The organism is Flavobacterium saccharophilum (assembly GCF_900142735.1).
GTDB classification, from domain to species: Bacteria; Bacteroidota; Bacteroidia; order Flavobacteriales; family Flavobacteriaceae; genus Flavobacterium; species Flavobacterium saccharophilum.
The window spans coordinates 505,101-531,820 of sequence record NZ_FRBY01000004.1 but is presented as its reverse complement, the minus strand read 5'-3'; the positions used below and the strand labels follow the sequence as shown (position 1 = coordinate 531,820).

The following is a 26,720-nucleotide window of genomic DNA, read 5'->3' as shown; positions in this document are numbered from 1 at the left end:
GTTCTTGATAGAAATCATTTTTAATAGTAATAGTAAAAGAGCAATAATGGTGGTTCATTTTAATCTATTGCTCTATGGTTTTAACACCAGCTATCTTTTACATACGAAACCACTACAAATGCTTTTTTATCGCTTTTGTGAGTGATTTTGTATTTCGGGACATTGGCCGGAATTACAAAAGTTTCGGCATATTTGAATTTTTGAGTATTTTCTCCTGCGCTTACTTCAGCCATATCGCCTTCTACCAACATACAGATATGACATTGTCCAAGCGTTTCAATTTCGATTTCGCCTGTAAATTCGTAACGATCTACGGCATAAAAATGATCTTCATGCGTAGGCAAACTCACTTTTCTACCGTTTTCAAATTCTTTTACAACCTTTTGTTTTGAAATGAATTCTTCTACAATTCTTTCTCCTTTTCTGTCAAAATAAACGTTATTAAAACCATGTTCTAAATTGATCGGACGCGGTTTTCCGTCCAATCCCGGGCGAACCCAATCGTACATTTTAAAAGTAAAAATATAAGGTGTGCTACTTATTTCTAAAACCATATTATTAATCCCTGATGCATGAATAGTACCGTTTGGAATCAGAAATAAATCATGTTTTTTAGCTTTGTGTTTTAATACATATTTTTCAATATCTATAGCTTCTGATTTCTCTTGCGATTCGATCAAAGCATTTTTAAATTCTTCTGGATTGATATCCTCTGTAAATCCCAGATAAACATCAGCATCATCAGTACAATCTAAAATATAATAGGTTTCATCCTGAGTGAATTTTTCGCCAAAATTGGATGTGATATATTCCGGTCTCGGATGACATTGCACCGAAAGATTTCCTCCGTCGAAAGTATCGAGGTAGTCAAAACGAATCGGAAAATCATTTCCAAAACGGGCAGCCGCTTTTCCTAATACTTTCTTGTTGTCCTGAAACATCAAAAAATCAAAAGAAACTTCCAGTAAATTATTATTTCCTTCCAAAACAACTCCGTTTTCAGGAGTTATTAATTCAAAAGACCAGGCATAATTTACTTCTTCCTGATTCAAATCATTAATATGCTCTTTCATCCATTGACCGCCCCAAACTCCGGCTTCAAACCAAGGACGGGCACGTAATGGACTTTCGAGCATCAAATCTAATGCGCTTCTAAAATCACTTCCCTGCATCCAGGTAATTTCATTGATACGCTGTTCATCTACAATAAAATCTATTTTTGGCAGTAACGATGCTTTGTGTGCGTTTAAAACCGGCCATTCAACAAAATAAAGTCTTTTGTAAATTTGAGTGTAGGCTAAAGTATTGGTACAACCTATATTTTTAACCGAAGACGCTCGCATTCTGTATTGAATTTCATTTTTAGGAACATCAACATAAATCAACTTTCCGTTCCAATTCGCAAGAGAAGCCCCTGTTCCGTAGACAATACAAATATCTGCAGTAGTATCTGGTTGCAGTAAACTCAATTTTTCCTTATCGAAAAAATCAGAAAGTTCACCTAAATATCTTTTTCCAAAAACGGGATCATCTCCATTCATATTTGGCTTAATCAATTGGTCTATTTCTGCAGATAATTTCAAACAGGAATCAATATTATACCAAAGAACATTTCGATCTTTTTCCATTAAAACCGCATTCAAATGCTCTTTAAACTTTTCCCACAGTACGCCGCCAAATCCATCAATAACAAGTACTTTCTCTTTACAAATCGTATTTGCCAACGATCTGAATCCGGTGAAAATTTCAGAATTGGTACTAAAAGAAGGGAAAACATTGTATTCCGTATTTGTTTTAACCGTTGCATTTATAGGCAATAAAGGCTGCGAAGTTTTTCTTTGTGTCTGAATTATTTGCTCCATTTATAATTTGTGTTTTCTGAAATGATCGTCTTAAAAAAATCAAATTTGATTTAATCTAATGAATCATTTTATTAAATCGTGCGTTTGATTTCAATAGTGTAGGTGAACCAGTCGTTTCTGTAATAACAAATATTATATTCGATAGGTTTTCTCGCAGTGTCAAGTACTACCCTTTTTCTTTCCAGAACAGGCTGCTCTTTTTCAATCTTCAAAAGACCTGCGATTCGTTTACCAGCAGCAATGGCTTTAAGTTCTTCCTGCGAGTATACCGGAACCACATTATACTTATTACCCAGAATTTCATACAATGGAGTCTCAAAATTTTCATCAATTGAAAGACCAATTCTAGGATGAAAATAAGATTCAAAATAGACCATCGGACTGTCGTCTATACTTCTGGTACGCTGTAAAAGCAGTACTTCATCGCCTTCATTAATTTGCAAATGCTTGGCTATTTTGGCCGTAGCCGGAACCATTTCTGCATGCAATGAAAGGTTTTTAAATTCCAGTCCCATATCCTCCATCTCGTGCGTAAAACTCATCCAATTGTTCAGATTGGTTGTAATTCTGTTTTGAGAAACTCTTGTTCCCGAGCCTTTTTTTCTGACTAGTAATTTTTCATTTACCAAAATAGCAATTGCCTGACGCAATGTGTTACGGGAAATTCCCCAACGTTTCGCCAAATCAACTTCTTTCGGAAATAACTCCCCATCCTTAAAATCGGGATGTTTGATTAGTTCACGTAATAATTCCTCCACTTGTTTGTGCAACGGAATTTTACTGTCGTGATCTAATAACGGTATTTTGTTCATATGTTCATACATACTCCAAAAGTAGTTTTTTTATTCGAACAAAAAAATATTTTTGTAAAAATGTAAATAACTGATTCATAAACGAAACCATTTTTACTAAAACGATATAGCAAAATAACTGATTATCAACCCATGAAGTACAAATCAATATATTTATCTCAAAAAAGAAATAGTATGTTCCCTATTACAATTCAAAATTTTCTATCTTAGCTTTCTATAAAACCATCTCATAATCAATTGCATTTCCCAATTATTTAATACCAAAACTTAATAATGCCGGTTTTTTATTTGTTTTTTTATTAAATCGATTTAGTAAAATTGATTATCCGCTTAAACAACCAAAATCATAACATGAAGAAAATTTTATTTACATCCTTTGCGTTTTGTCTTATCTCTTTGACTTTTGCACAGAAAACGACTAAAGCAATTAAAGTTACGTACCAAAGAAGTTCTAACGGAAAAATAATTCCAAATCAGGATCCGTTATTTTTATTTGCTTCTAAAGATTTGAGTTTGATTACAACCGATAAAATCATACAACAAAAAGCAAATTTTCCTTTCGAACAGACTTTTGTGGCTTTTGACTCTAAGACTATTTCGCAATTAGCACATCTAAAAGCAGGTAAATTAATCCTAAATCATGACGCTGAAGCATTAGGGAAACAAAAATTTGAATTCACAGATGAAACCAAAAAAATCCTGAATTTCACCTGTAAAAAAGCAATAACTACAGTGAACTCAAATAAAATTGAGATTTGGTACACTAATGAATTAGGACTAAAAGGAGGACCAGGTGTTCTTGGGCAAGATTTAGGTTTAGTTTTGGAGACCATTCGCAACGGGAACAGTTCTTTGACCGCCACAAAAATTGAGAATTTAAAAACGATACCTACCATTTTGACTCTTCCAAAGGTTCCTGAAGTAGATCAATTAACCTATAAAGATCTTTTATGGAAAAGCCGTTTTGTAAACATACCCGTTTTCAACAAAGAACAAATTCATTTTGTTGCTGATGCAAAATCAAACGACAGCATTTTTAGATACGCAAGCGGGACCGTAATTGTTCGAAAAGTAAAATTTCCGGAAATTAAAAAAGGAAGTTCCATTTATGTTGATGTCACACAACAATCCAATGGCGATGCGTACGACAGAACCGGTTCGGTTTTTATGATTCCGATGGATAAGAAAAGTTCGTTTTTGGACGGATTAAAAAACGGAGTTAACACATTACCTGTTTATGAAAATGGAAATGGCAAAAAATATCAGGGTGTTGTAGCAACAGAAGATTATACACCATTGTTAGAATTGATGCGTTTCTTTACTCCTTTTGGGGTGAAGCATTTTAACTACTTGCAATTGAAAAATAAGGTTTGGCAGGATAGCGTTTTTTATCGTCAGGATATTTCATTATTACAGCCAAAATTGAGTAATCAGGAAGTATATATCGGAATGTTTATTGGGAATTACGACGCCGGTGGACACAAAGCCAGTTTGAATATTTCGATTCATGAAGGCGAGGACAACAACCCAAAAGGTGATTTTATTTTACCTCTTTTCAACACGCTCAATGTTATGGAAATGGCAGGACAAGATTATGCCACCATGTTTGATAATGAAAAGGGCCTGGAAATGACTTTTGAAGTGCCGGAAGGTTATAAAAATTTCAAATTGAGTTACACCACAACCGGCCATGGAGGCTGGGAAAATGGTGACGAATTTCTACAGAAAAAAAATACTATTCTTATAGACGGAAAAGAAGTCTTTGCTTTCACACCATGGCGTACCGATTGCGGTTCATACCGATTGAGTAATCCGGCTTCAGGAAATTTTGGCAGCGGATTATCTTCATCTGATTTAAGTCGTTCGAACTGGTGTCCGGGAACTACAACCAATCCAAATTTGATAGATTTAGGAAATCTTTCACCGGGAAAACACACGATTCGTGTATCAATTCCACTTGGAAAACCAGAAGGAACAAGTAGCAGCGCATGGAATGTATCCGGATTTTTGGTTGGAGAAAGGTAATTGATAATTAAATTTAGATAATATCGACTTACTATTTAAGGCTTTATATTTTTAAATTTCAAAAACGATAAAAACGTTTACTATCAAACCATCTAACTAAAAAAAACATGAAAAAAACCACACTTTGTCTGCTATTCTTCTCGATGAGTTGTATCACAATGTTAGCACAAACCTACACTCCTACTGAAGGAAATCTTAAAAACAGAAAAGAATTTCAGGATGATAAATTCGGGATGTTCATTCACTTTGGCCCTTATAGTGTTCTTGGTAATGGAGAATGGATCATGAATAACGATAACATCAAAGTAACAGAATACGGAAGACTAATAAATGTTTTTAATCCGCAGAATTTTGATGCAAAAAAATGGGTTGGCATTGCGAAAGCCGCCGGAATGAAGTACATCACTTTTACTACACGTCACCATGACGGTTTTAGCAATTTTGACACTAAATTATCCGATTGGAAAATTACAAATACACATTTCAAAAGAGATTTATTAAAAGAATTGGCCGATGAATGTCACAAAGAAGGAATCAAATTATTCTGTTATTATTCTCTTTTAGACTGGACACGAACCGATTATCAATACGAAACAGGTAAAACTGGAAAAGGAACAGGCAGAACTGCCAAAAGTGATTGGGAAAGTTATATTCGTTTTATGAAAGGGCAATTAACTGAAATACTAACTAATTATGGAGAAATTGGCGGAATTTGGTTTGACGGACACTGGGATCAATTGGATAACGATACAGATAAAACATTATCATCTAAAGTAAACTGGCATTATGATGAAATTTACAAATTGATTCATTCTATTCAGCCTAACTGTCTGATTTCAAACAATCATCACCTGTTACCTATACAAGGAGAAGATTTTCAAGCCTTTGAAAAAGATCTTCCTGGTGGAAATACAACTGGATTTGGAGGACAATCTGTTTCTCAACTGCCTTTGGAAACCTGCGAAACGATGAACAATTCATGGGGTTTTGATATCAACGACAGAAAATACAAATCGACTAAAGATTTATTGCATTACATGATTAATGCTGCAAGTCTAAATGCTAATTTTCTTTTGAATGTTGGTCCAATGGCGGATGGTTCGATTCAGCCGGAATTTGTTGAAACATTAAAAGAAATGGGCATTTGGATGGATAAAAACGGGAAAAGTATTTATGGAACGAGAGGCAATGTGATGCCGCAGCAAGATTGGGGGGTATTTACCGCGAAAGACAAAACATTGTTTGCGCACATTATAAAAACACCAAAACAGGCCGAATATATTTTTATTCCTGAGATGAAACAAAAAATTAAAAAATGTTATTTGATGGACGGTAAAAAAGAACTGAAATTCAAACAACAACCCGAAGGAACTTTTGTGTACCTGGATGGCACCAAAATCGATACAATCGATACGATAATCGAAATGCAAATACAATAAATTTTACAACCCATAAGATTCCAAACCTTATGGGTTTCTATTTTATTTCAATAAATTAATGATTAATTACATGTTTAAAAAAACTCTTTTCCTTTCTGTTGTCGCTTTTATTGCCACTGAAAAGGGAACCGCGCAATCAACATTTTCATCTGAAACATTTCTTAAACACGATACTTATTTAGCTTCAGATAAATTAGAAGGGCGTCTTGCCGGAACGAAAGGCAATAACGAAGCAGCGGCTTACATCAGGAAATATTTTAAAAAATATGGCTTGAAAAAATTTAACGACAACTACTTTCAGCCTTTTAAAATCTTCATAAAACCCGATATCAACAAAATGAAATCGGATAGTGTATCGACTCAAAATGTTGTAGGTTATATTGAAGGTTCTGATGAAAATCTAAAGAAAGAATACATCGTAATTGGAGCACATTATGATCATTGGGGCTGGGGCGGAAAAGGTTCCGGCAGCAAGAAAAAAGATACCCTTGCCATTCATAATGGAGCAGATGATAATGCTTCGGGAGTTTCGGCTCTTTTATCTATTTTAGAAGAATTTCATCACAATAAAACGGCACCCAAAAGAAGTATTATTTTCATTTCTTTTAGCGCCGAAGAAGAAGGTTTATTGGGTTCAAAGTATTTTGTTAACCATCTTCCGATAGCTAAAAATGCCGTAAAAGTAATGATCAACATGGATATGGTCGGTCGTTTAAACGATAAAAAAGAACTTTATATGGGCGGTGCCGGAACCTTTCCAGGCGGTGTAGAACTAATGAAAAAACTAGGTGAAGGCAGCGGATTAAATCCAATTGTTTTTGCCGGAGATGTAGGTGGTTCGGATCACGTTACTTTTTATAAAAATGACATCTCAGCAATAGGCTTACACACAGGAGGTCATCCTCAATATCATACGCCAGAAGATGACACTGCTTTAATTAACAGTGAAGGAGGCATTTTAGTTAGCAAATACATTTATAATGCATTAACCGCAATTGCTAATTACGATCAACCGCTAACTTTTATTAAGCAAAATTAAATAGTTACGATTTTCGTTAAAAGCCTTTTTAGCCATCAGAAACACTGATTAACTAAAAAACAAGTGTCAATGTTCAGAAATAAGAATCGACGAACTGCAGTGATATAAACTGTAAATTCGTCGATTTTTTTTATGCAATGTAGTTTTCACTATTTAGAAAATATCTTATTCCCATCAAAAAAAGTTTCAAACTCTGCCCTATTGCCAATTCTCATTGATATTTCATTGAAATTGACATTGCTATTGCATTGACATTGACATTGAAATTGACATTTGATATTAAAAAAGAAACCCCATCGTCTGGAAATTTCCTGACTTTGGGGTTTCTTACTAATAACAAAATATTAATCTATAAGGAGCTTATTTTACGTCCCAGAAAATTTTTGTACTTAAATTATCTTTGTCTTTAACTGTATTATAGTTATTTGTATTATAAACACTTTCAGAACTTGGGTATGTCCAACGCGTTGGAGGTGTTTTTTGAGGGCTTGTTTCATCTTGCGCGAAATTAAGCGCTGGAAGTTTCAACCTTCTTTGCTCAGACCAAGATTCGTCGGCCTGCATAATGTTATAATGAATATACTTTTGAAAAGCGATCAATTCTAGTTGAGCAGCAGCTGTTGTAGCACCTGCAAAATTAATTTTAGCAATATAAGCATCAATTTCAGCAGTTGTTGGCTCGCTAGTTGGCTTCCATGTAACGTCATCTGCCTTATCACCTAATCTTACATAATATTGAATAGATTGTCTGATTGCTTTTTCAAAATGTGTTTTTGCTGAAGCAGCATTTCCAGTTCTTGAATAATACTCTGCAAGAATCAAGTTTACCTCAGCAGAATTCACCAAAGTTCCTGGCAACCAATCGTTTCTACTAATAACTGATCTATTGTAGATAGCAATATCACCATCAGCTATTTGTTTATCCTGAACAGCAGTAGTCGCTAATGGATCTAATCCTACGAAGTCTGTTGCATTCTCACCTTTTTCAAATAACCATGACTGACGAGGATCACTGTTTGCATTCATGTGATCAATCATAGGTTTTGGAGCAAGGTTATTGTTCCAACCTGGAGATTCTAAAGCATCTACGAAACCTTGAGTATCTAAATCAGTATCTAAAGTATACACTCTGAAAGCAATATCTTCTGAACTTTCGTCCACAATTTTTCCTTCAGAAATAATCTCAGCCATTTCTGTATTTGCTCTTCCTGAAAAAGTCGAAACCGCAGAAACTCTATTTAACAACTTCAAACGCAAAGAATTACAATAGTTTTTCCAAGCTACAAGACTACCTTTGTTGATTAAATCCTGATTTTTGAACTCCAAATTTGTTTTATCTGTCAAAGTAATAGTATTCAATTCAGTAGAAAAAGCTTTCAATTGATCTAACATCATCGTGTAAAGCTCTGTCTGATTATCGTACTTAGGTAATGCAAGAGCATAAGCTCCTCCAGTTGAACTAATTTTACCCGCTTCAGAGAAAGGAATATCACCGAAGTTATCAATCATTTTTGCAGTATGATCATACAAATAGATTGTAGACGTAATAGTATAGATTCTACTTTCTGCCTGCTCAGCAGCAGGTAAAGAAGCCATTACTTTTTCCAGCTCTCTATATTGAGTGATGAATCTATAATATCTATCCCATCTGTTAGTTACTGCTCCTGCCGGTACATAACGCCCAGACGAATTAACGATCCCGTGTCCTTGAGTATAACTTAATGAAGTTGTTCTTATTACAGTAAAATAATTCCAATACGCCGGAATTACATCTTCATAGTTAACTTTCATAAATCCGGCAAATTGTTTAGGCACTGTTGTAGTTGTTACCTTTGACGGATCTCTATATGCTTCTGCAAAATCATCTTTCGAACAAGAGCTCAAAGAAATTGCGACTGAAGCTAATGATATATATAATAATTTTCTCATGTTGTCTATTTTAATTATAATTTATCCTATTAGAAAGATGCTCTCAATACTACTCCATAACTTCTAGTAGACGGAGTGATTCCTGAGTTGTTCACGTTTTGAGACCACTGTGTTCCTGAAGTTGTTGCTTCAGAATCCATATCTTTGATTGTTCTGTAGAAGTAAAACAAGTTACGTCCGAAGAAAGAAAGACTTAACCTAGTAGCTCCAATTTTACTAGCGTAAGATGCTGGTACATTATACATAAGTGATAACTCTCTTAATTTAACATAGTCGTTCTTTTGAATATACAACTCATAACGAGAAACACTATCATACTGAGGACCTCCCCAGTTGTAAGTTACAACATAATAACCTGCCTGAGAAACTACGTTTGTATTTGGAGTTCCATCAACATTTACACCATTCATTAACATACCATCACGGAATAATGGTTGCCCTCCTGGTCCTGCAGTTGCACTGTTTGGCACCTGAACCCCTTTTCCGTTATCCATGTAATAGGTTAAACCACCACGCTCATTTGTACTGTAGTTTAATGATTCTTCTGTTAATCCTCTAGATGTCATCCAGTTCATCCCTGTTGGCATCAAAGAACCGCCGTAAGAGTAATCAATACCAATATCTAATGTGAAGTTTTTATAAGTCAAAGAGTTGATTAAACCTCCAACACCTTTAGCCATAGCTGATCCGTATTTTTCCCATTTGTCTCCATCAAGCTGATAAAATCCATCAGAACCAACCACTTTATTACCATTAGCATCTGTTTTGATAGGGTGTGCATAAATCCCTCCCATCTCTTGTCCTACTACTGATTTTAATTGAGCAGCAGATCCATCATAGTCAGCATGCAAAATCTCATTAGAACCATCTGATAATTTTACTACTTTATTGATGTTTTTAGCCCAGTTCAAGGTTACATCCCAAGAAAAATTATCTGTTCTAACAGGTGTACCTGTCAAAGCAACCTCGAATCCTTTATTACTTAATTCACCAACATTCGTCAAAATAGAAGTCGCTCCCGAAGTAGGTGGTATAGACAATGCAATAATCTGATCTTTAATTTTCGCTGTATAGAAAGAGAAATCCAATCCTAATCTTCTATCCAAGAATTTAGTTTCAAAACCAAGTTCTATTTCATGCTTCATTTCAGGTTTAATGCCTTCATTTCCATATTTAGCTTGTGACGTCGTAGTCAATACAGGACTTGATGATCCTTGTGACCCTAAAGAAACCTGATCAAATGCTACGTTAGCTAGAAATGCCTCTGGATAAGATCCTACAATACCCCAAGAACCACGCATTTTTGCGTAATTAATGAAATCCGGTAATGTAACAGCTTCTGATAAAATGAAACTAGAGTTTACAGAAGGATACGTAAAAGCATTATTATTCGGATTCATTGTTGAAGTACGGTCTCTTCTTAATGTACCTTCAAGGAACAAATAGTTTTTATAACTTCCACTTACAGTTCCAAAAAGTGCATCTTTAAGTATTGTAAATTGTTTAGAGCCACTATTAGCTAATCCAACAGAAGAATTTACATCATACCAACCTTCCACACTTAAACCACCATTAGTAGAACGAGACAAATATTTAGATGTTTCCTGTGTTCCAGAATAACCAAATAATGCACCAACAGTGAAATCATCATTTAATTTTTTGTTGTATGTCGCTATTAATTCACCATAAAGAACATTATAGTCCTGACCTTCCATTTGATAAGACCCTGTTCCAAAACCATAAATTAAAGGTCTTTCTAATGGATTCTTTGTTTCTGTATTTATTGCTGTTAAATCAGTCGAAACACGTCCACGGATAGACAAATCGTTAGTAATTGAAAGCGTTTCGGTAAGATTTGCTATAATACGATTTGTGATCTCTTCTTGTTGATTTGCATTTGTATTCCAAAAGAAATCACCAATATCAGCTTTGAAACCGTTACGAATAATATTTTCGTCCGGAGTTAAACTTTGATTTTGATTTGTAACATATTTATAACCTAAACTTGTTTTGTATTTTGCTCTGTACCAATCACCATTATCAAATGGACTAAGCATACCTGTAAAGTTATTTACTAAACGATCTAAAGCAAATGAACGATTACGTACATTCTGATTCAAATAACTTACAACAACATCTGTTTTTAACTTACCTGTCTTAAATGATGCATTTAAGTTAAAGTTATTCTTTTTGTTGTTATTATTCATACTTAAACCTTCTGATTCAATACGAGTATAAGAGAAACGTACACTGCTGTTTTCAGTATTGTTTGTAAGGGCAAAGTTTGTAGTTGTATCCCATGCGTTTTGGAACATGTTTTTGTAACCATCTTTTTGTGCAGAATACGGACGTACTACACCATCCCATGTCATAATTGGTTTTCCATCAAACCAAGGACCAAAGTTTACAGAACTGTTCGCAACTCCTCTCATATCATTAACTCCATCGCCATTTGTATCATATTGCACAAAACCGTCTGGTGCAGCCCAGTTTGGATTAAAAGTACCATTAGAATAACCCGGACCTCTTTCATACTGAAATCTTGGCAGGTAAGCTATTTGGTTTCCTGAGTAACTAGTACTAAAATCGACACCTAAGCCTTTTTTCCCTTTACCTGATTTAGATGTAATTAATACCACCCCATTTACAGCCTCAGACCCATATAAGGCAGCTGCAGAAGCTCCTTTAAGGATCGAGATATTTTCAATGTCTTCAGGGTTAATATCTGCTAAACCATTGCTTTTAATACGTGGTTGATTCCAGTAATCGCTGTTAGAAACCTCTCCATTACGAATTGGCACACCATCCATAACAATAAGTGGCTGATTTTTACCTGTAATAGAGTTGATTCCACGAATCTGAATACTGATTGCTCCTGCTCCACCAGGAGTAGCAGTAATACGAACACCCGGCGCTTTACCATACAAAGAGTTAGCAATTGTAGGAGATGCTGTTTTAACGATTGCATCTGCTTTAATTACACTTGTAGCGTAACCAATTGATTTATTCTTTTTAGATTGCCCCAAAGCGGTAACTGTAACACCATCAAGTTCGTTGGTACCACTTGCTAATCTGACTTTCATTCCATCAGTAGCTTTTAATTCTGATGTTTTGTAACCTATTGAACTTACAATAAGAGTAGCACCTTCTCCTACAGAGATTGTAAATGCTCCGTTCTCGTCTGTAATCGTTTCTACTTTTGTTCCTTTTTCTCTAACAATCGCTGATGGAACGGGTACATTAGTATTGTCTGTAATTACCCCAGAGATTGTTGTGTTTTGTGCTTTTGCATTTTGAAAGCACAATACCATTAGAAAAACTAACAGCGATTCATATAACAGTTTTCTCATAATTAATATTAGTTTGGTTTGGTTTTTAAATTTTGTTTAAATTGAAAGATTTCCGATTTCTAAAAAATATTGAATACTAAAACCTTTAATTTTAAATTACCGTTTTCTCCTTATCAGAATTTGGTAATAATTCCCTTGATTAATACTCTGTTTTTTTTTACATCATAAGCTTTTTGTTTTTTAATAATTTGTTTCAGTTTTCTTAGTCATTTTTTGAATTTATTTTTCAACATTGGTAACTACAACGTTTTAGTATTTTGGTTTTAAAAAAAGATTTCATGAACTATTAAGACGAATACCTTAAATTAGATTGCTCTTTTTTTTATTCTTCAATTGATTTATCTGGCCCATAATTTTTAAGAACTTTTTCAAGTAATTCTGTCCTAAATCCTTTCATTTTTATCGATCAGAATGAATGAAAACGTTTGACTTATTAATTTGTTGTTTACAAGATTTTTTTGATATTTTATCTCATTACAAAATGTTAACTTTTTCTTAAACCTTCGTTAATTATTCTTAGCAAATATATATTTAATAAAACGATTAACAAAAACGTTTTAGTGATTTTTTTAATGTATTTATTTATTTTAACATTTTAAAGTCAAATTTAAAACAAATATACATAACAACCTGTAAACAAAATAGATACAGTTTAAATAATTCAATTTTATTTTATTAAATAAATAATAATAGCACAAAATTGAATCGTAATTAAACACGGACAAAAAATAAAATCAAACTGTTAAAATTATGATATTTTTAACATAATCTATTCTTTATTTAAAATTCATTTCTAAAAAAGAAACAACTTATTATTTCATTTTTTTTAACAACAATTATTTTTATTTATCCTCATTAAAAAAACTGCCAGATGAATTATTTTTTACGTCTGTTTTATTTACATTTTAACTCTCCGAAACTCATTAAAACAAGTATAAAACAAGTATAAAACAAAGAGGCATTATCTTTTTAAATTAATTCACCAATACAAATTCTTATTCTGTCACCGTAAGAACTTCTCTCAATCGAATATCTCTCGAAGAAGCACCAATCATAATTCTAAAATCGCCCGGTTCAACCACCCATTTCATATCCTCGTTTAACATTTGCAAAGTTTTTTTGTTAATGTCAAAGCCTATTTCTTTTGATTCTCCCGCTTTAAGAAAAATTCTCTGAAAACCTTTCATCTGCTTGATTGGCTGGGCAATTGATGCCAAAACATCTCTTACATAAAACTGAATTACTTCATCTCCATCAACTTTACTGGTATTTTTTATTGTACAATACACTTTTGTTGTTTCTGCTTTTCCTATTTGTTTTTTGTCAAATCTTAAATTGCTATATTCAAAAGTTGAATAACTCAGTCCGTATCCAAAAGGAAATAAAGGTGCACCGTTCAAATTAGTATAATCATCGGAACGACCTGTTGGTTTGTGATTGTAAACCAATGGTAATTGACCTTCAAAAACTGGGAAAGTAATTGGCAAACGTCCAGCCGGATTTTTATCTCCAAATAAAATATTCGCGACTGCATTACCTCCATCTTCGCCCGGATACCAAACATCTAAAATGGATGGTACATTGTTAATCCATTTGTCCATGGTAATGGCGCTTCCTCCAACCAAAATCACTACAACCGGTTTTCCTGTTGCGGCAACTGCATTTATTAATTCTTCCTGATGGCCTAACAAACCTAGGTAAGCTCTGTCATTGAATTCTCCTTCTTCGATTCCTGCGGCAATTACAGCCACATCTGATTTTTTAGCAGCAGCCACAGCTTCATCAATTTTATGTTCCCAATCGTTGTTTACTCCTATATTCCAAACCAACTTGAATTTGGCATAACCCTGCGATTCGAAGAACTCCACTTTAATATCGTATTCTTTGTCTTTCTCAAAATTGAAATCAACCAATTTTGTTGAATAAGTCTGGCTTTTCCAATTATCAATAAGTAGTTTTCCATTCAAATACAAACGATAACCATCATTCCCTTCAAAACCTATTTTATAAGTTCCTGTCACTGGAGATTTTATTTTTCCTGTCCATTTAGCCGAATAAAAATCGTAATTAATTTTTGCCTGATCCGGAGAATATAATGTCCAGTCAAAATTAATAGCATTGTCTAATCTTGTAATAGCCGGACTTCCGCTTAGTTGCACATTATTAAAATATTCACCTGTTAATCCGTTTACCGTTTTTCCTTTTTCAACACTAAACAAACTTGTTGCTGGTACAACAGTATAATCTATACTTTTTCTTGCACAGCCTTCAGCAACATTAATCTCAACCGATTTTCCTAACTTCCCTTTGATTCCTTCCAGCATATTCACTTTTCCGTTACCCGGACCGCTGTAACCACCTAAACGTGCTTCGGTTATATCATTTCCTATTAAGGCAATTGATTTTATTGATTTTTTAAGAGGTAAAACATTGTTGTCATTTTTCAACAGCACCATTCCTTTTTCAGCTGCTTCTCTTGACAATAATTTGTGAAGCGGATTTCCGTTCCATTTATTTGTCTCTTTTTCATCGGCATACGGATTTTCAAACAATCCCAATTCAAACTTCAATCTCAAAACTCTGGCTACCGATTCGTTGATATTTTTCATATCAATTCTTCCGTCTAAAAATGGCGGTTGAAATAATTTATAGTGATCAAAGGCAGTTTGAAAAATCACATCCAAACCATTATTTATGGCGTTTGCACTTGATTCCGGATAATCTTTTGCCGTATAATGCAATACATTTCCGCCACCAACAGCATTCGCATCTGAAATAATGAATCCTTTAAAATTCATTTCTCCTTTTAATTTTTTATTCAACAACCAATCATTCGCAGTACAAGGACTCCCGTTCAAAGAATTATAAGAAGTCATCACGCTTCGACTTCCTCCTTCGGTAAAACAAGCACGAAATGGTGGAAGCTGATATTCTTCTAAATAACGTTCGTTGTAATCAATTGGGTAACTATCACGTCCACCATCACCACTATTCGCAAGGAAATGTTTAGGCGTTGTAATCACGCCTCTTTCCTCAAAAGAGGACACATAGGCCACTCCCATTTTTGAAGAAAGAAAAGGATCTTCACCATAGGTTTCTTCTACTCTTCCCCAACGAACATCTGAAGCAAGATTGACAACCGGTGATAAAATCTGGCGAATTCCACGACTTTTAGATTCCATCGCAATAGCAGTTGAAACTCTTTTAACCAAAGCCGGATCAAATGTTGCTGCCAATGAAATAGATTGAGGAAAAGCGGTTGCGCCATCTCGTACTAGTCCGTGTAAAGCTTCATCAAAAGCAATTATCGGAATACCGAGACGCGTTTTTTCTACAAAGTATTTCTGTATTTTATTAATCAGTTTTACAGTTTCCTTTGCATTACTTGCTGCACTGTAATCTAAAATTTGATTGCTTGCATCGGTACTTCCTTTGGCACTTACCTGAAAACCAAAAATGCCATTTTTATAATTTTCTGCCCCATCAGACAAATCACCTGGAATCATGAACATTTGCCAAAATTTCTCCTCAACCGTCATTCTGGACAATAAATCCTGAACGCGGTCTTCTACCGGTAATTTTGGGTTTTTATATTTTGGAGTGTTTTGAGAAAACAGTGTTTGAACTCCAAAAAATAAAGTTATTAAAAATGCTTTTTTGTTCATGATCATTCTATTGAAATACCTTTAAGGTGAATTATAATCTATTATTTTGATTAGTATTAGTTTGTCAGGAAACCTCCGTGACCTCTGTATAATTTAATTGGTGCATCTAACGTAACTTTAATACACGTCACATATTTATCGATAGCTGTTTCAGGTAAATCAATGTAGACCAATCCCGGAACAGCACTCCATGAAATTTTACCCACCACTTTATGCGTCAATTTTACATTTGAACCCAACACTGTAATATCCTGAATTTTATTATCAAGTCCTTTTAACATCAATTGTCCTGACGTTTTTCCGTGAACAAATAAATAAAGCGTTTTTGAATCTTTAGAAAGTGTTGTTGGCCCGTAAAAATGTCCTAATGGAATTCCCGGAATAGTTTCAAAAATACCTTCACCGTTTCTTCTGTTCCAGTCACCCAATTCTTTTAATGTAGAAACAACGGTTTCAGGATAAGTTCCGTCTGGTTTTGGTCCTATGTCTAATAATAAATTCCCTCCATTTGAAACGGCATCCACAAAAATGGTAATGATTTCATAAGGTGTTTTCCAGTTTGTATCGCTCACACGATACCCCCAATTCTCATTCATCGTCATACACAATTCCCACCATTTATAAGCTGGTCTAACTACCGGAAAATTTTGTTCCGGCGTATCATAATCACCATAACCCTGCAAACGTCCATTGATAATCGTATTTGGATTTCTGTCTAACATCATTTTACGTGTTTTCTCTGCTTGCCATTCTTCAGCACTGTGCTCCCAGTCTCCATCAAACCACCATAAATCAGGATTATACCAATCTGAAATTTCTTTGATTTGTCCCTGAAAGAATTTTTGAAAACGCTCCCAGCGAGCCGGTTCTTTTTTAATATCATAACGCGCTTTGTCTTTCAAAAATCCCGGATAATCATTATGTGTCCAGTCAATTAAGGAGAAATAAGCGCCACATTTAATATCTCTTTTGCGTAATTCTTCGAAAAAAGGTTTAACCATATCTTTTTTAGCCGGAGTCGTTTTTACCGAACTCAATTTTCCTAGTTTGGTATCGTACATCGCCACACCATCGTGGTGTTTCGTTGTAATTACAGCATATTTTGCACCAGAATCTTTGATCATTTCTGCCCAGGCCGCTGGATCGTAATTACTTAAAGTGTAACTTTTTTGTTGTTTCATATAATCTTCAACAGAAATTTTTCCATTGTGAAAACTCCAGGATTCAGAAACATCGGCAACAGAATAAATTCCGGCGTGAATAAAAATTCCTAGTTTTGCGTCTTCAAACCATTTCATTTTTGGAGCAATATCCGCTGCAGCAATTTTATTCTGTGCTGTTCCGGTAATAGTTGTTCCGACAACTAAAGCAGTTAAGATTATTTTTTTAATCATTTTATTTTTTTTATTTATTTAATTCTGATTGTTGTGGCAGCAGCTTGTAATCCTTCACTTTCAGCCTTCACAGTAAATTGTCCTTTTTGCTCTTTTTTAGCTTTTACAATTGCTAAAACTTTTCCGTTATAAGCTGGTCTTTCAGTACTTTGAAAGGGAACAAAACTCGTTGCATCTCCGTTGTCCGTTGCTACAATTTCTCCCGCTCCTTCAATTGAAAACTTAACTAAAGGATTAGAACGAGGAACCATCAATCCTTCATTATCTGAAATATCAACTGTTATAAAAACCAAATCAACATCGTCTGCCAATACTTCTGTTCTATCTGCAGCCATTTTAATTTTTGTTGCAGCTCCTGTAGTTTTAACTACATCAGTTGCCCATTTTTTTCCTTTTTTATAACAAACTACTTTTAATTCTCCTGGAGCATAAACTACATCTTCCCACATCAAACGGAAATCTTTTCCTGCTTCCATTTTCTTTCTTCCAAGGCTTTTTCCGTTAAGGAATAATTCGCCTTCATCTCCTGAAGTGTAAACATGAACGGGAACCACTTTTCCAACACGTTCGCTCCAGTTCCAGTGCGGAAGAATGTGAGCCGTGGGAACATCTGGTCTCCAATGTGATTTGTAACTGTAATAACGATCTTTCGGAAAACCGGCTAAATCGATAATTCCGAAATAACTACTTCTTGAAGGTGGATTACTTTTTTGTAATTCTGCCAATTTCGCTTCCAATTCTGCTTGCTTTGAAGGATCGGTTCTGAAATTCAATAAATTGGTTTCATCTGAATTGTAAGGAGTTGGTTCACCTAAATAATCAAAACCGGTCCAAACATATTCTCCCAATAAATGTGGGTATTTTGCATTGGTACGAAATTGTATATCCGGCGAACAGCCCCAACCCGGAAATGCATCATCATACGATGAAATTTGCCAGGTTGTTTTGTTGTATTTATCATCAAAGAAATATTCTCCGCGTGAACTTACCGTTGAAGCCGTTTCACTTCCAATTGTTGGCTTTTTCTCATATCTCGGATCAACATCCCATTTTGGCTGTTGGTCAAAGAAATAGTTTACCCCCATAACATCCAGCGCTACAACAGCTCCGGAACTTCTTCCTCCATCAGGATCATTATACCCGTTAGAAACCGGACGCGTTGGGTCTTCACTGCGCATTATATCTGCTAATTCTTTGGTCAATTTCACGTTCTGCTGATCCGGAACTTCATTTCCAATAGACCAGATAAAAACGGAAGGATTATTTCTGTCTCTGTGCGTTAAGGCAATTAAATCTTTTTCATGCCATTCGACAAAAATCAAATTATAGTCTAATTTTTTCTTTCCAATTTTCCAGGCATCAAATGCTTCATCCCAAACTAAAAATCCCATTTTATCAGCCAGTTCCAATAATTCAGGAGCCGGAGGATTATGAGAAGTACGCAAAGAGTTACAACCCATTTCTTTCAACATACCTAATTGTCTCTTCAAGGCCGAAGTATTGATTGCGGCTCCCAAAGCACCTAAATCGTGGTGATTACAGGTTCCGAAGATTTCAACTCTTTTTCCGTTTAAAAGAAATCCATTTCTTGGTGTAAATTCAATTGTACGAACACCAAAAGGAGTATTATAAGTATCTACTACTTTTCCGTCGACACTCACTTTCGTTTGTGCAACGTAGCGATTAGGCGTTTTTAAATCCCATAATTTAGGATTATTTAAAACCGAATGCGTTTCTGCTTCTTCAGTTCCATTCGCCTTAATTTCAAGAGTTGATGTAATTAAAGATCCAACTTTCGTTTTTGGCGTATTATGAATATCCATTTCGTATAAGTCAGTTGTAACAACTGCTTTTACTGTTTTATCTGTTGCATTATCTACCTTAACCATTACTCGGATATCGGCAGCGTCTTTTCTTATATTTGGAGTGGTAATGTAAGTCCCCCAATGTCCAACATGTACCGGATTTGTTTTTACCAGCCAAACGTGTCGATAGATTCCTGCGCCAGGATACCAGCGTGAATCCCAGTTCTCTGTATCTAAACGAACCGCTAAAATATTTTCCTGTCCGAATTTTAAAAAGGGAGTCAAATTCATGCGGAAAGAATTATATCCATAAGGCCAGGTTCCAACATAATTTCCGTTTAAATAAATTTTAGCATTTGCCATGGCTCCGTCAAAGTCAACAAAAATTTGTTTCCCAGAATCTGAAGCCGGAACTGTAAAATGTTTTCTATACCAGCCAATTCCTTTCCATGGCAGTTTTCCCGTTTCTCCTCTTAATTCAATTCTAAAAGGCCCTTTGATAGCCCAATCGTGAGGCAAATTTAATTTCTCCCAATTCGCTTCATTTGTTGAAACGGCTTCTAAATTTTTAGGTTCCTCTTTAACCAATCCGTCAGCCTGAGATCCAAATCGGGAAAAAAGCCAATTATCATCAAAGGACTGAGTGTCGGCTGCACCCATTCTTTTTATTGTAGTATGCTGTGCAAAAACAGATAATCCCACCGTCAAACAGAGTAGCAGCGTAAGGCTCTTGTTCAGTGAAAACATCTTTTTATTCATTTTGGTTAGGTTTAATAATTTTGGTTAGGTTTCTAGTAAAATGAGCCGTCTTATTTATTCAAATTCAAATTTTTATATTCGTTTTAATTTATCGATTTCCAGCTGGTATCAGAATGTTTTATTTTTGGTAAAATTGACATTATTACAGGAAGAGATATTTCTTCAAACAAAAACAACCATTATTTAACGTTAAATCTAAACAAATTTGATTTTTGGTAAAACTATTTTAGACGGACGACATATAAACGAAGATAAACATCAAAAAAAGTCACAAAAAACACTTTTATTATTAATTTTAGTTTTGATAAACTTTATTGCATACCACTACATTATCATGTCCTTTTTTGACTTGATAACTTTAATTTAATAATTTTAGAGAGAGAAGTTATTTTGATTATAATTGGTTTTCCTTATAAACCAATTTGCTCGGTTTTCTAATTCACATGACTTTATGCTATTTGAACATTTTGATTTTAATTTTTCATAAAATCAAAATATTCTTTCAAATAACAATCACTAATAAATTATAAGGAACGATCTAAATGTGTGTAACCACCATCCACATAAATCAATTGGCCTGTAGTGTGACTTGATCTTTCAGATAATAAGAACACCGTCGTATTTGCAATTTCCTCAGCTGTTGTCATTCTGTTTTCCAACGGAATTTTAGCTGTAATTTCTTTTAATTTTTCTTCTGGATTTTCTAGACTCTTAATCCATGCATCATATAATGGCGTATAACATTCAGCCACAATCACTGAATTGACACGGATTCCGTATTTCAATAATTCAACGGCCCATTCGCGGGTTAAGGCATTGCGCCCCCCGTTTGACGCTGCATATGCAGAGGTATTACCTTGTCCGGTATCAGCTACTTTTGAGCCTATATTTACAATAGCTCCTTTTGTTTTCTTCAACTCCGGCAATACATGTTGAGCCATCAAATAATAATGAACTAAGTTTTTATGAATCGAGGCCATAAATTTTTCATAATCGCCACTTTCTAAACCTACCCCATCATTTACACCGGCATTATTGATTAATCCATCAATGCGACCACATAGCGCGACTACCTGATCAACGGCACTTTTACAAGCTTCAGGATTTGTCAATTCGGCTACAACAGACAATGCTTTTCCTCCTTCAGCTTCGATTTCTTTAACAGCGATCTGATTATCTGCATCTGCCCTCCCTACTATTACAGGAATAGCACCTTCAGCAGCCAAAACTTTACAAATACCAAGTCCAATACCTTTTGCGCCTCCAGTTACGATAATTATTTTGTCAGTAAGATTAAGATTCATTTGTTTATTATTATGGTTGAATAGTTAGTAGTTTTTTAATGAGATCAGGTTATTCCAATTGATAAAAATGCGTGGCATTGCCGCTCCATAATTTATCCTGATCCACTTTCGAAAACTTCGAAAAGTAATGCTCCGTAATATCGCAAGATGCCGAATATGAAGCAGCAAGCAAACAAACTGGCCAGTCACTACCAAACATTAGACGATCAATTCCAAAGACTTCTGTAATCACATCTAAGCAATATATAAAGTCTGTTTCATTCCAATTATTCCAGTCCGCTTCGGTTACTAAACCTGAAATCTTGCACAATACGTTTGGAAATTTAGCAATCGTTCTAATGCCTTTTTCCCATCCTGTGAATTGTTTATTTTTAAAATCCGGTTTTGCCAAATGATCAATAACAAATTTTTGTTCCGGAAATTTTGCAACTAGTTTTGCAGCATTTTCCAGATGTTTTGGAAAAATCAAAATGTCATAAGTAAAATTATATTTTGCCAATTTCGAAATTCCATTTTGAAAACTTTCCTTCAGCATAAAATCGATATCCGCTTCTGCCTGAACAATGTGTCTAAAGCCTTTCAGTTTTTCATAATTGCTGTATTCCTCCAAATGCTCTTCAATATTTTCGGCACACAAATCAACCCAGCCTACAACACCTTTGATAAAATCATTTTCTTTCGATAAATCTAATAGAAAACGAGTTTCCTCATCACTCTGATCAGCCTGAACCGCGACGCAGCCCGCAAACTGATTTTCAAACAATAAAGGTTTTAAATCAGCAGGTAAAAAATCCCGTCTGATGACTTCCATCTCTTCATTGATCCAGGCATCTTTTACAGGATTGTATTTCCAAAAATGTTGGTGACTATCTATTTTCATGCAGGTCAAATATTTTTTCCATCATCATCCATTTTTCTCCTTCTTTTGCTCCAGGTAGTGCTTTTTGATATTTCCACATCAATGCTTCCCATTTTTGAACCACAGCATTATTGGCATCCATCTCACCTTTTCTTTCAAAAGTAAAAGTTTCATTGGCATCAATAATCATGAACAATCTGTTGCCAACGCAATAAATATCCAGATTTTCAATGCCTGCACTGACGATACTTTCTGTGATTTCAGGCCAGATTTTTTCATGATATTTTTTGTATTCTGCAATTAAAGCAGGATCATCATTTAAATCTAATGCAAGACAATATTTTTGAGTTACCATATTATTTTATTAAAAATTGAAGGATAGAAACCTAAAATTAGAGATTTATCACTTAAAACGACAGATTGAAAATGGTTTACCTCTTGTCAGAACCACAAATTATTCACTAAATCGTTTTATATTTTAAGAAGGAGCAATTTTTCTCAATCTCAAAAAAATAAAATTATCGTATTATTAAGTTTTATTTTACCTCAAAATTATCATTAATTAAGCATTTATTATCTTTATAATTAATTCTGTAAAAAAGGCGAAAAAAGCTACCTATTCCAGTAATAAATTATTGATTTAAAAAAAATACCTTAATTATGAAACAAAAAATCAAAAACCACCTCTGTAATTTGCAATAAAACAAACCCGAATTTTTTAAGTAAAGTTGCACTTATTTCTCCACACGAAATTAAGGCATAAACAATCTTATAAATTAATAAGGAAGGATTTTAAAAAGCCTGAACCAAAGCATTTCTTCTATATTCCTTTGGAGTTGTTCCAATTAATTTTTTGAACAGCTTATTGAAGTTTGAAGCAGTTTTATAACCACATTCGTAAGCAATTTCAGAAATGCCCAAATCGGTTTCAATTAAATATTTACAAGCATTTGAAACTCTGATTTCGTTAAGGTATTCCACAAATGCTTTTTTGGTTTTAGCTTTAAACATTCTACAAAATGAAGTAGGAGTCAAATTGGCAATTTTAGAAATTTCATCCAATGATATTTCTTCTTTATAATTTGTTTTTACATACTGAAAAACAGCTGCAAGCCTGTCATTTTTATTCTCATCACTAACAGAAACATAAGAATCATCATTGATATATCTTAGATCTTTGCTTTTGGACAGAAGAAACAAAATTTCAATCAATCCCATGACAACTTCAAATCCTTTCTTCTTTAGTAATTTTTCCATCTTTTTAGCAATGATTGCATTGGTCTGTCCCGTAATCGAAACACCTTTTACACCCTGAGATAGAAATTTTTTAACCTCCTGCGCTTCCGGCAACTCATAAAACGAGTTTCCAAAAAGATCTCTGCTAAAATAAATCACCATGGCTTTAGCCTTTAAACTATTTATTCCTTTGTAAAAAATTTCATCGTTAAGCCAAACATGGGGAATATCATCTCCAAGAAAAACCATATCACCAGATTCAAAAGATTCTACTGAGTTTCCAATAATGCGTTTTCCGTGGCTTTCTAAGATATAAACCAACTCAAATTCCGGGTGTGAATGAAAAGGCGATTGAAAAAAAGATTCCTCGCGCGAAAACACAGATAGCGACGTATTAGTATAGGAAGCGATATTTGTTTTAACAATTTTCATTTTTAGAATAACAATGATAATTAATAACTAAATAAGGATAAAATTGGAGTATTTACTAAATTAATTTAGATATAATTTTATATTTCATAAAAAACAAAAATAGCAAAAATTCTTTACGACATTCCTAAATCGATTTAATAAATTTAAAAAAACGTAAAATTATCGGAAATAAATTGTTAAATAATCAATTCTGCTGTTTTTTCATTAAATCGATTTAGTAAAAGTCTGAAAAGTTGGAATAAATTAGAAAAAATAAACCTCGAAAAATGAAAAAAAGACTCTTAATTTTCTCCATTATGTTGTGCATAAATTCGATTGCACAGACCAAAACAACCGGAAATGTAGTTGAATATTTTGGTAAAGAAAAAATTATCACCACTGCCGAGGGAAATGTCCTGTATCATTTTTTAAATGGCTATACCCTTCAAACCGAAAGTAGAACAGGTACACTTTTTAACGGACAAGATCCTGTCGCCTGGCAATATGCGGTTGGAAAATTTGTAAATCCGACCAAACAAAAAGGAGACTGGCAGGAAATCAATGCAGATTCTGCTAAGGTTTTCAGTGGAAAGCCGATGCGTTCTGCTTTTCTTTATACCCAATACAATGCTTCAAAAGAACAAATTGTTCTCTTAGAAACCACTGGAGGCACGCGTACTTATATAAACGGTCTGCCACATGAAGGTGATCATTATGATTTTGGTTATACTTTAATTCCGTTTAAACTTAAAAAAGGTATCAACGAGTTTGTTTATACCAAAGGTCGTTTTGGCCGTGTAAAATCGAAAATCATTGTTCCTTCAAAAAGCATTCAGTTTACCAAACGAGATTTAACGCTTCCGGATGTTATTAATGGTGAAAAAGACGAAAAATGGGCTTCGGTTCGTGTCATTAACGCGACTGAAAAAGAATTGAAAAACCTTGTCATCACAGCTACTTTATCAAGCGGAGAAAAAGCCACTTATACAACAGATGCGATCATGCCGATGTTTGTCAGAAAAGTAAAATTTAAAGTCCCGCCTGCAAAAAACGATTTTACAGGCGAATTAAAAATGGAACTAACGCTTGCTGATAAAAGCGGAAAAATAATCGACAAAACCGAAATTTCAATCCAACAACGCGCTGCGACTGTACATCATGAACGCACTTTTGTGAGTAAAGTAGACAACAGCGTTCAATATTATAGTATCGCACCGGCTTTGGGAAGTGGACCAAAAGCATTAGTACTTTCTGTTCATGGCGCTTCTGTCGAGGCCAGAAATCAGGCAAGAGCCTACAAACAAAAAGATTGGGTTCATATTGTTGCGGCAACAAATCGACGTCCCTTTGGTTTTAACTGGGAAGATTGGGGAAGAATTGATGCTCTGGAAGTTTTAGCCGAAGCCAAAAAAGTATTCAATACTATTCCGGCTCAAACGTACTTAACCGGGCACTCAATGGGCGGTCACGGCACCTGGTTTTTAGGAACAACTTATCCGGGAAAATTTGCTGCCATTGCCCCTTGCGCCTCCTATCCTGATATTTCGATGTACGGATTTGATAAAGGCGATGAAATGCATGATATGTTCAAAGCTTTCGAACCTATTAAACGTTCGGCTAATTCAGGACGCGTTAAAAGTATCGTGCAAAACCTGAAACAAGGCGGTGTTTATATGCTGCATGGCGATGCCGATTCGACTGTGCCAATTTCGCAAGTGAGAGAAATGCGCCAGATTTTAGGCACTTTCCATCCTAACTTTTGTTATTACGAATATCCAGGTGGCGAACACTGGTATGGCGATCATTCTGTAGACTGGTTTCCGATTTTTGAATTCTTCAAGCGTCAAACAATTCCAACAAACAAAGAAGTCAAAGAAATTGATTTTCACACCGCTACCCCAGCAGTTTCTTCAACAGATTACTGGATAAAATTACAACAGCAAATAAAACCTTTTGATTTCTCTAATATCAATGCTAAAATTGACAAACAGCAAATAAACATCAAAACGGTAAATGTTTCGATAATGGAACTTGATTTGGTTTCTTTAGATTTAAAAGGAGAAATCACATTAAATATTGATGATCAGCTTGTAAAAACAACTTCGGATAAAAAAGCTATTCTGAATTTGAAAGATGGAAAATGGGCTTTGATAAACGAAATCAACACAGCCGAGAAGTACGCAGAGCGTCAGGGCGGATTCAAGTTTGCCTTCGATAATAATGTCGTTTTTGTTTATGCAACCGGAGGTTCTGAATCAGATCGTGAATGGTATTTAAACAGGGCGCGTTTTGACTCAGAGACTTTTTATTATAGAGGAAATGGAAGTATTGACGTGATTTCAGATAAAGAATTTTCATTAGAAAAATACAAGGATAGAAACGTCATAATTTATGGAAATGCTTCTAATAATAGCGCCTGGAAATTACTTTTGAAAAATGCTCCAATTCAAATTGACAATCAACAAGTAAAAGTTGGTGATAAAGTTATAAAAGGAGATAATCTTGCCGCTTATTTTGTTGTACCAAGAAAGGACAGCAAAACAGCAATGGTGGGTGTTGTAGCAGGAACTTCTGAAAAAGGAATGAAGGCAACCTGGGCAAACAATTATATTTCAGGAATTACAGGCTTTCCAGATGTAATGATATTTAAAGCCGATTTACTTTTGAATGGATTACCAGACATGAAAGTAAGTGGTTTCTTTGATAATGACTGGTCAGCCAAAACGTTAGAATTTTTCAATTAAAAAATAAAAAACTAAAATTCACGATATTTGAATTAAAAAATAGTGCCAAAATTTATTTACTAATACGATTTAGGAATTGAATAAAAA

15 protein-coding genes are annotated in these 26,720 nt (G+C 34.5%); 4 read left to right on the top strand and 11 right to left on the bottom strand.

What is annotated here, in order from left to right; all coding sequences use genetic code 11:
- Window positions 1-80: 80 nt before the first annotated feature.
- Entirely contained in the window at window positions 81-1,862 is a 1,782-nt protein-coding gene (locus tag BUA98_RS15360) for a class I mannose-6-phosphate isomerase (RefSeq protein ID WP_072973952.1), read from the bottom strand.
- A 71-nt stretch (window positions 1,863-1,933) separates the two neighbouring features.
- On the bottom strand, window positions 1,934-2,674 hold the full coding sequence (locus BUA98_RS15355) for a GntR family transcriptional regulator (protein WP_072974122.1): 741 nt from the start codon (window positions 2,672-2,674) through the stop codon (window positions 1,934-1,936).
- 351 nt (window positions 2,675-3,025) lie between these two features.
- On the opposite strand from BUA98_RS15355, the gene BUA98_RS15350 reads away from it, so the two are divergent.
- The 3 genes from BUA98_RS15350 to BUA98_RS15340 all read left to right on the top strand — a co-directional run bounded on the left by BUA98_RS15350 (window position 3,026) and on the right by BUA98_RS15340 (window position 7,177).
- The gene (locus BUA98_RS15350; RefSeq protein WP_072973951.1) at window positions 3,026-4,699 is read left to right on the top strand and encodes a PNGase F N-terminal domain-containing protein; all 1,674 of its coding nucleotides are present in this window, start codon (window positions 3,026-3,028) and stop codon (window positions 4,697-4,699) included.
- 107 nt (window positions 4,700-4,806) lie between these two features.
- Complete coding sequence (locus BUA98_RS15345; protein WP_072973950.1) at window positions 4,807-6,138, top strand: alpha-L-fucosidase; 1,332 nt, start codon at window positions 4,807-4,809, stop codon at window positions 6,136-6,138.
- 70 nt (window positions 6,139-6,208) lie between these two features.
- Window positions 6,209-7,177, top strand: coding sequence for a M20/M25/M40 family metallo-hydrolase (locus tag BUA98_RS15340; RefSeq protein ID WP_072973949.1), 969 nt, complete (start codon window positions 6,209-6,211; stop codon window positions 7,175-7,177).
- A 360-nt stretch (window positions 7,178-7,537) separates the two neighbouring features.
- Here BUA98_RS15340 and BUA98_RS15335 read toward each other — a convergent pair whose 3' ends face one another.
- From BUA98_RS15335 to BUA98_RS15295, 9 genes are all read right to left on the bottom strand, one after another.
- Entirely contained in the window at window positions 7,538-9,106 is a 1,569-nt protein-coding gene (locus BUA98_RS15335; RefSeq protein ID WP_072973948.1) for a SusD/RagB family nutrient-binding outer membrane lipoprotein, read from the bottom strand.
- A gap of 29 nt (window positions 9,107-9,135) precedes the next feature.
- Window positions 9,136-12,456 carry a SusC/RagA family TonB-linked outer membrane protein gene (locus tag BUA98_RS15330; RefSeq protein ID WP_072973947.1) on the bottom strand — a complete coding sequence of 1,107 codons (3,321 nt, stop codon included), beginning with the start codon at window positions 12,454-12,456 and terminating at the stop codon, window positions 9,136-9,138.
- 995 nt (window positions 12,457-13,451) lie between these two features.
- Window positions 13,452-16,121 (bottom strand): glycoside hydrolase family 3 C-terminal domain-containing protein, encoded by a 2,670-nt coding sequence (locus BUA98_RS15325; RefSeq protein ID WP_072973946.1) that lies wholly within the window; start codon window positions 16,119-16,121, stop codon window positions 13,452-13,454.
- 56 nt (window positions 16,122-16,177) lie between these two features.
- Entirely contained in the window at window positions 16,178-17,515 is a 1,338-nt protein-coding gene (locus tag BUA98_RS15320) for an alpha-L-fucosidase (RefSeq protein WP_072973945.1), read from the bottom strand.
- A gap of 14 nt (window positions 17,516-17,529) precedes the next feature.
- On the bottom strand, window positions 17,530-20,079 hold the full coding sequence (gene galB, locus BUA98_RS15315) for a beta-galactosidase GalB (protein WP_208857995.1): 2,550 nt from the start codon (window positions 20,077-20,079) through the stop codon (window positions 17,530-17,532).
- Window positions 20,080-20,603: 524 nt separating this feature from the next.
- Entirely contained in the window at window positions 20,604-21,383 is a 780-nt protein-coding gene (locus BUA98_RS15310; RefSeq protein ID WP_072973944.1) for an L-fucose dehydrogenase, read from the bottom strand.
- A 49-nt stretch (window positions 21,384-21,432) separates the two neighbouring features.
- Window positions 21,433-22,263 carry an amidohydrolase family protein gene (locus tag BUA98_RS15305; protein ID WP_072973943.1) on the bottom strand — a complete coding sequence of 277 codons (831 nt, stop codon included), beginning with the start codon at window positions 22,261-22,263 and terminating at the stop codon, window positions 21,433-21,435.
- Complete coding sequence (locus BUA98_RS15300; protein WP_072973942.1) at window positions 22,250-22,597, bottom strand: L-rhamnose mutarotase; 348 nt, start codon at window positions 22,595-22,597, stop codon at window positions 22,250-22,252. Before BUA98_RS15300 ends, BUA98_RS15305 begins: the two co-directional genes overlap by 14 nt.
- 437 nt (window positions 22,598-23,034) lie before the next feature.
- A complete protein-coding gene (locus BUA98_RS15295; protein ID WP_072973941.1) occupies window positions 23,035-23,910 on the bottom strand; it encodes an AraC family transcriptional regulator in 876 nt (291 codons plus the stop codon).
- A gap of 266 nt (window positions 23,911-24,176) precedes the next feature.
- Between BUA98_RS15295 and BUA98_RS15290 the strand changes: the two genes are divergently transcribed.
- Window positions 24,177-26,633, top strand: a complete 2,457-nt coding sequence (locus BUA98_RS15290) for a prolyl oligopeptidase family serine peptidase (protein ID WP_072973940.1) — start codon at window positions 24,177-24,179, stop codon at window positions 26,631-26,633.
- Window positions 26,634-26,720 lie beyond the last annotated feature (87 nt).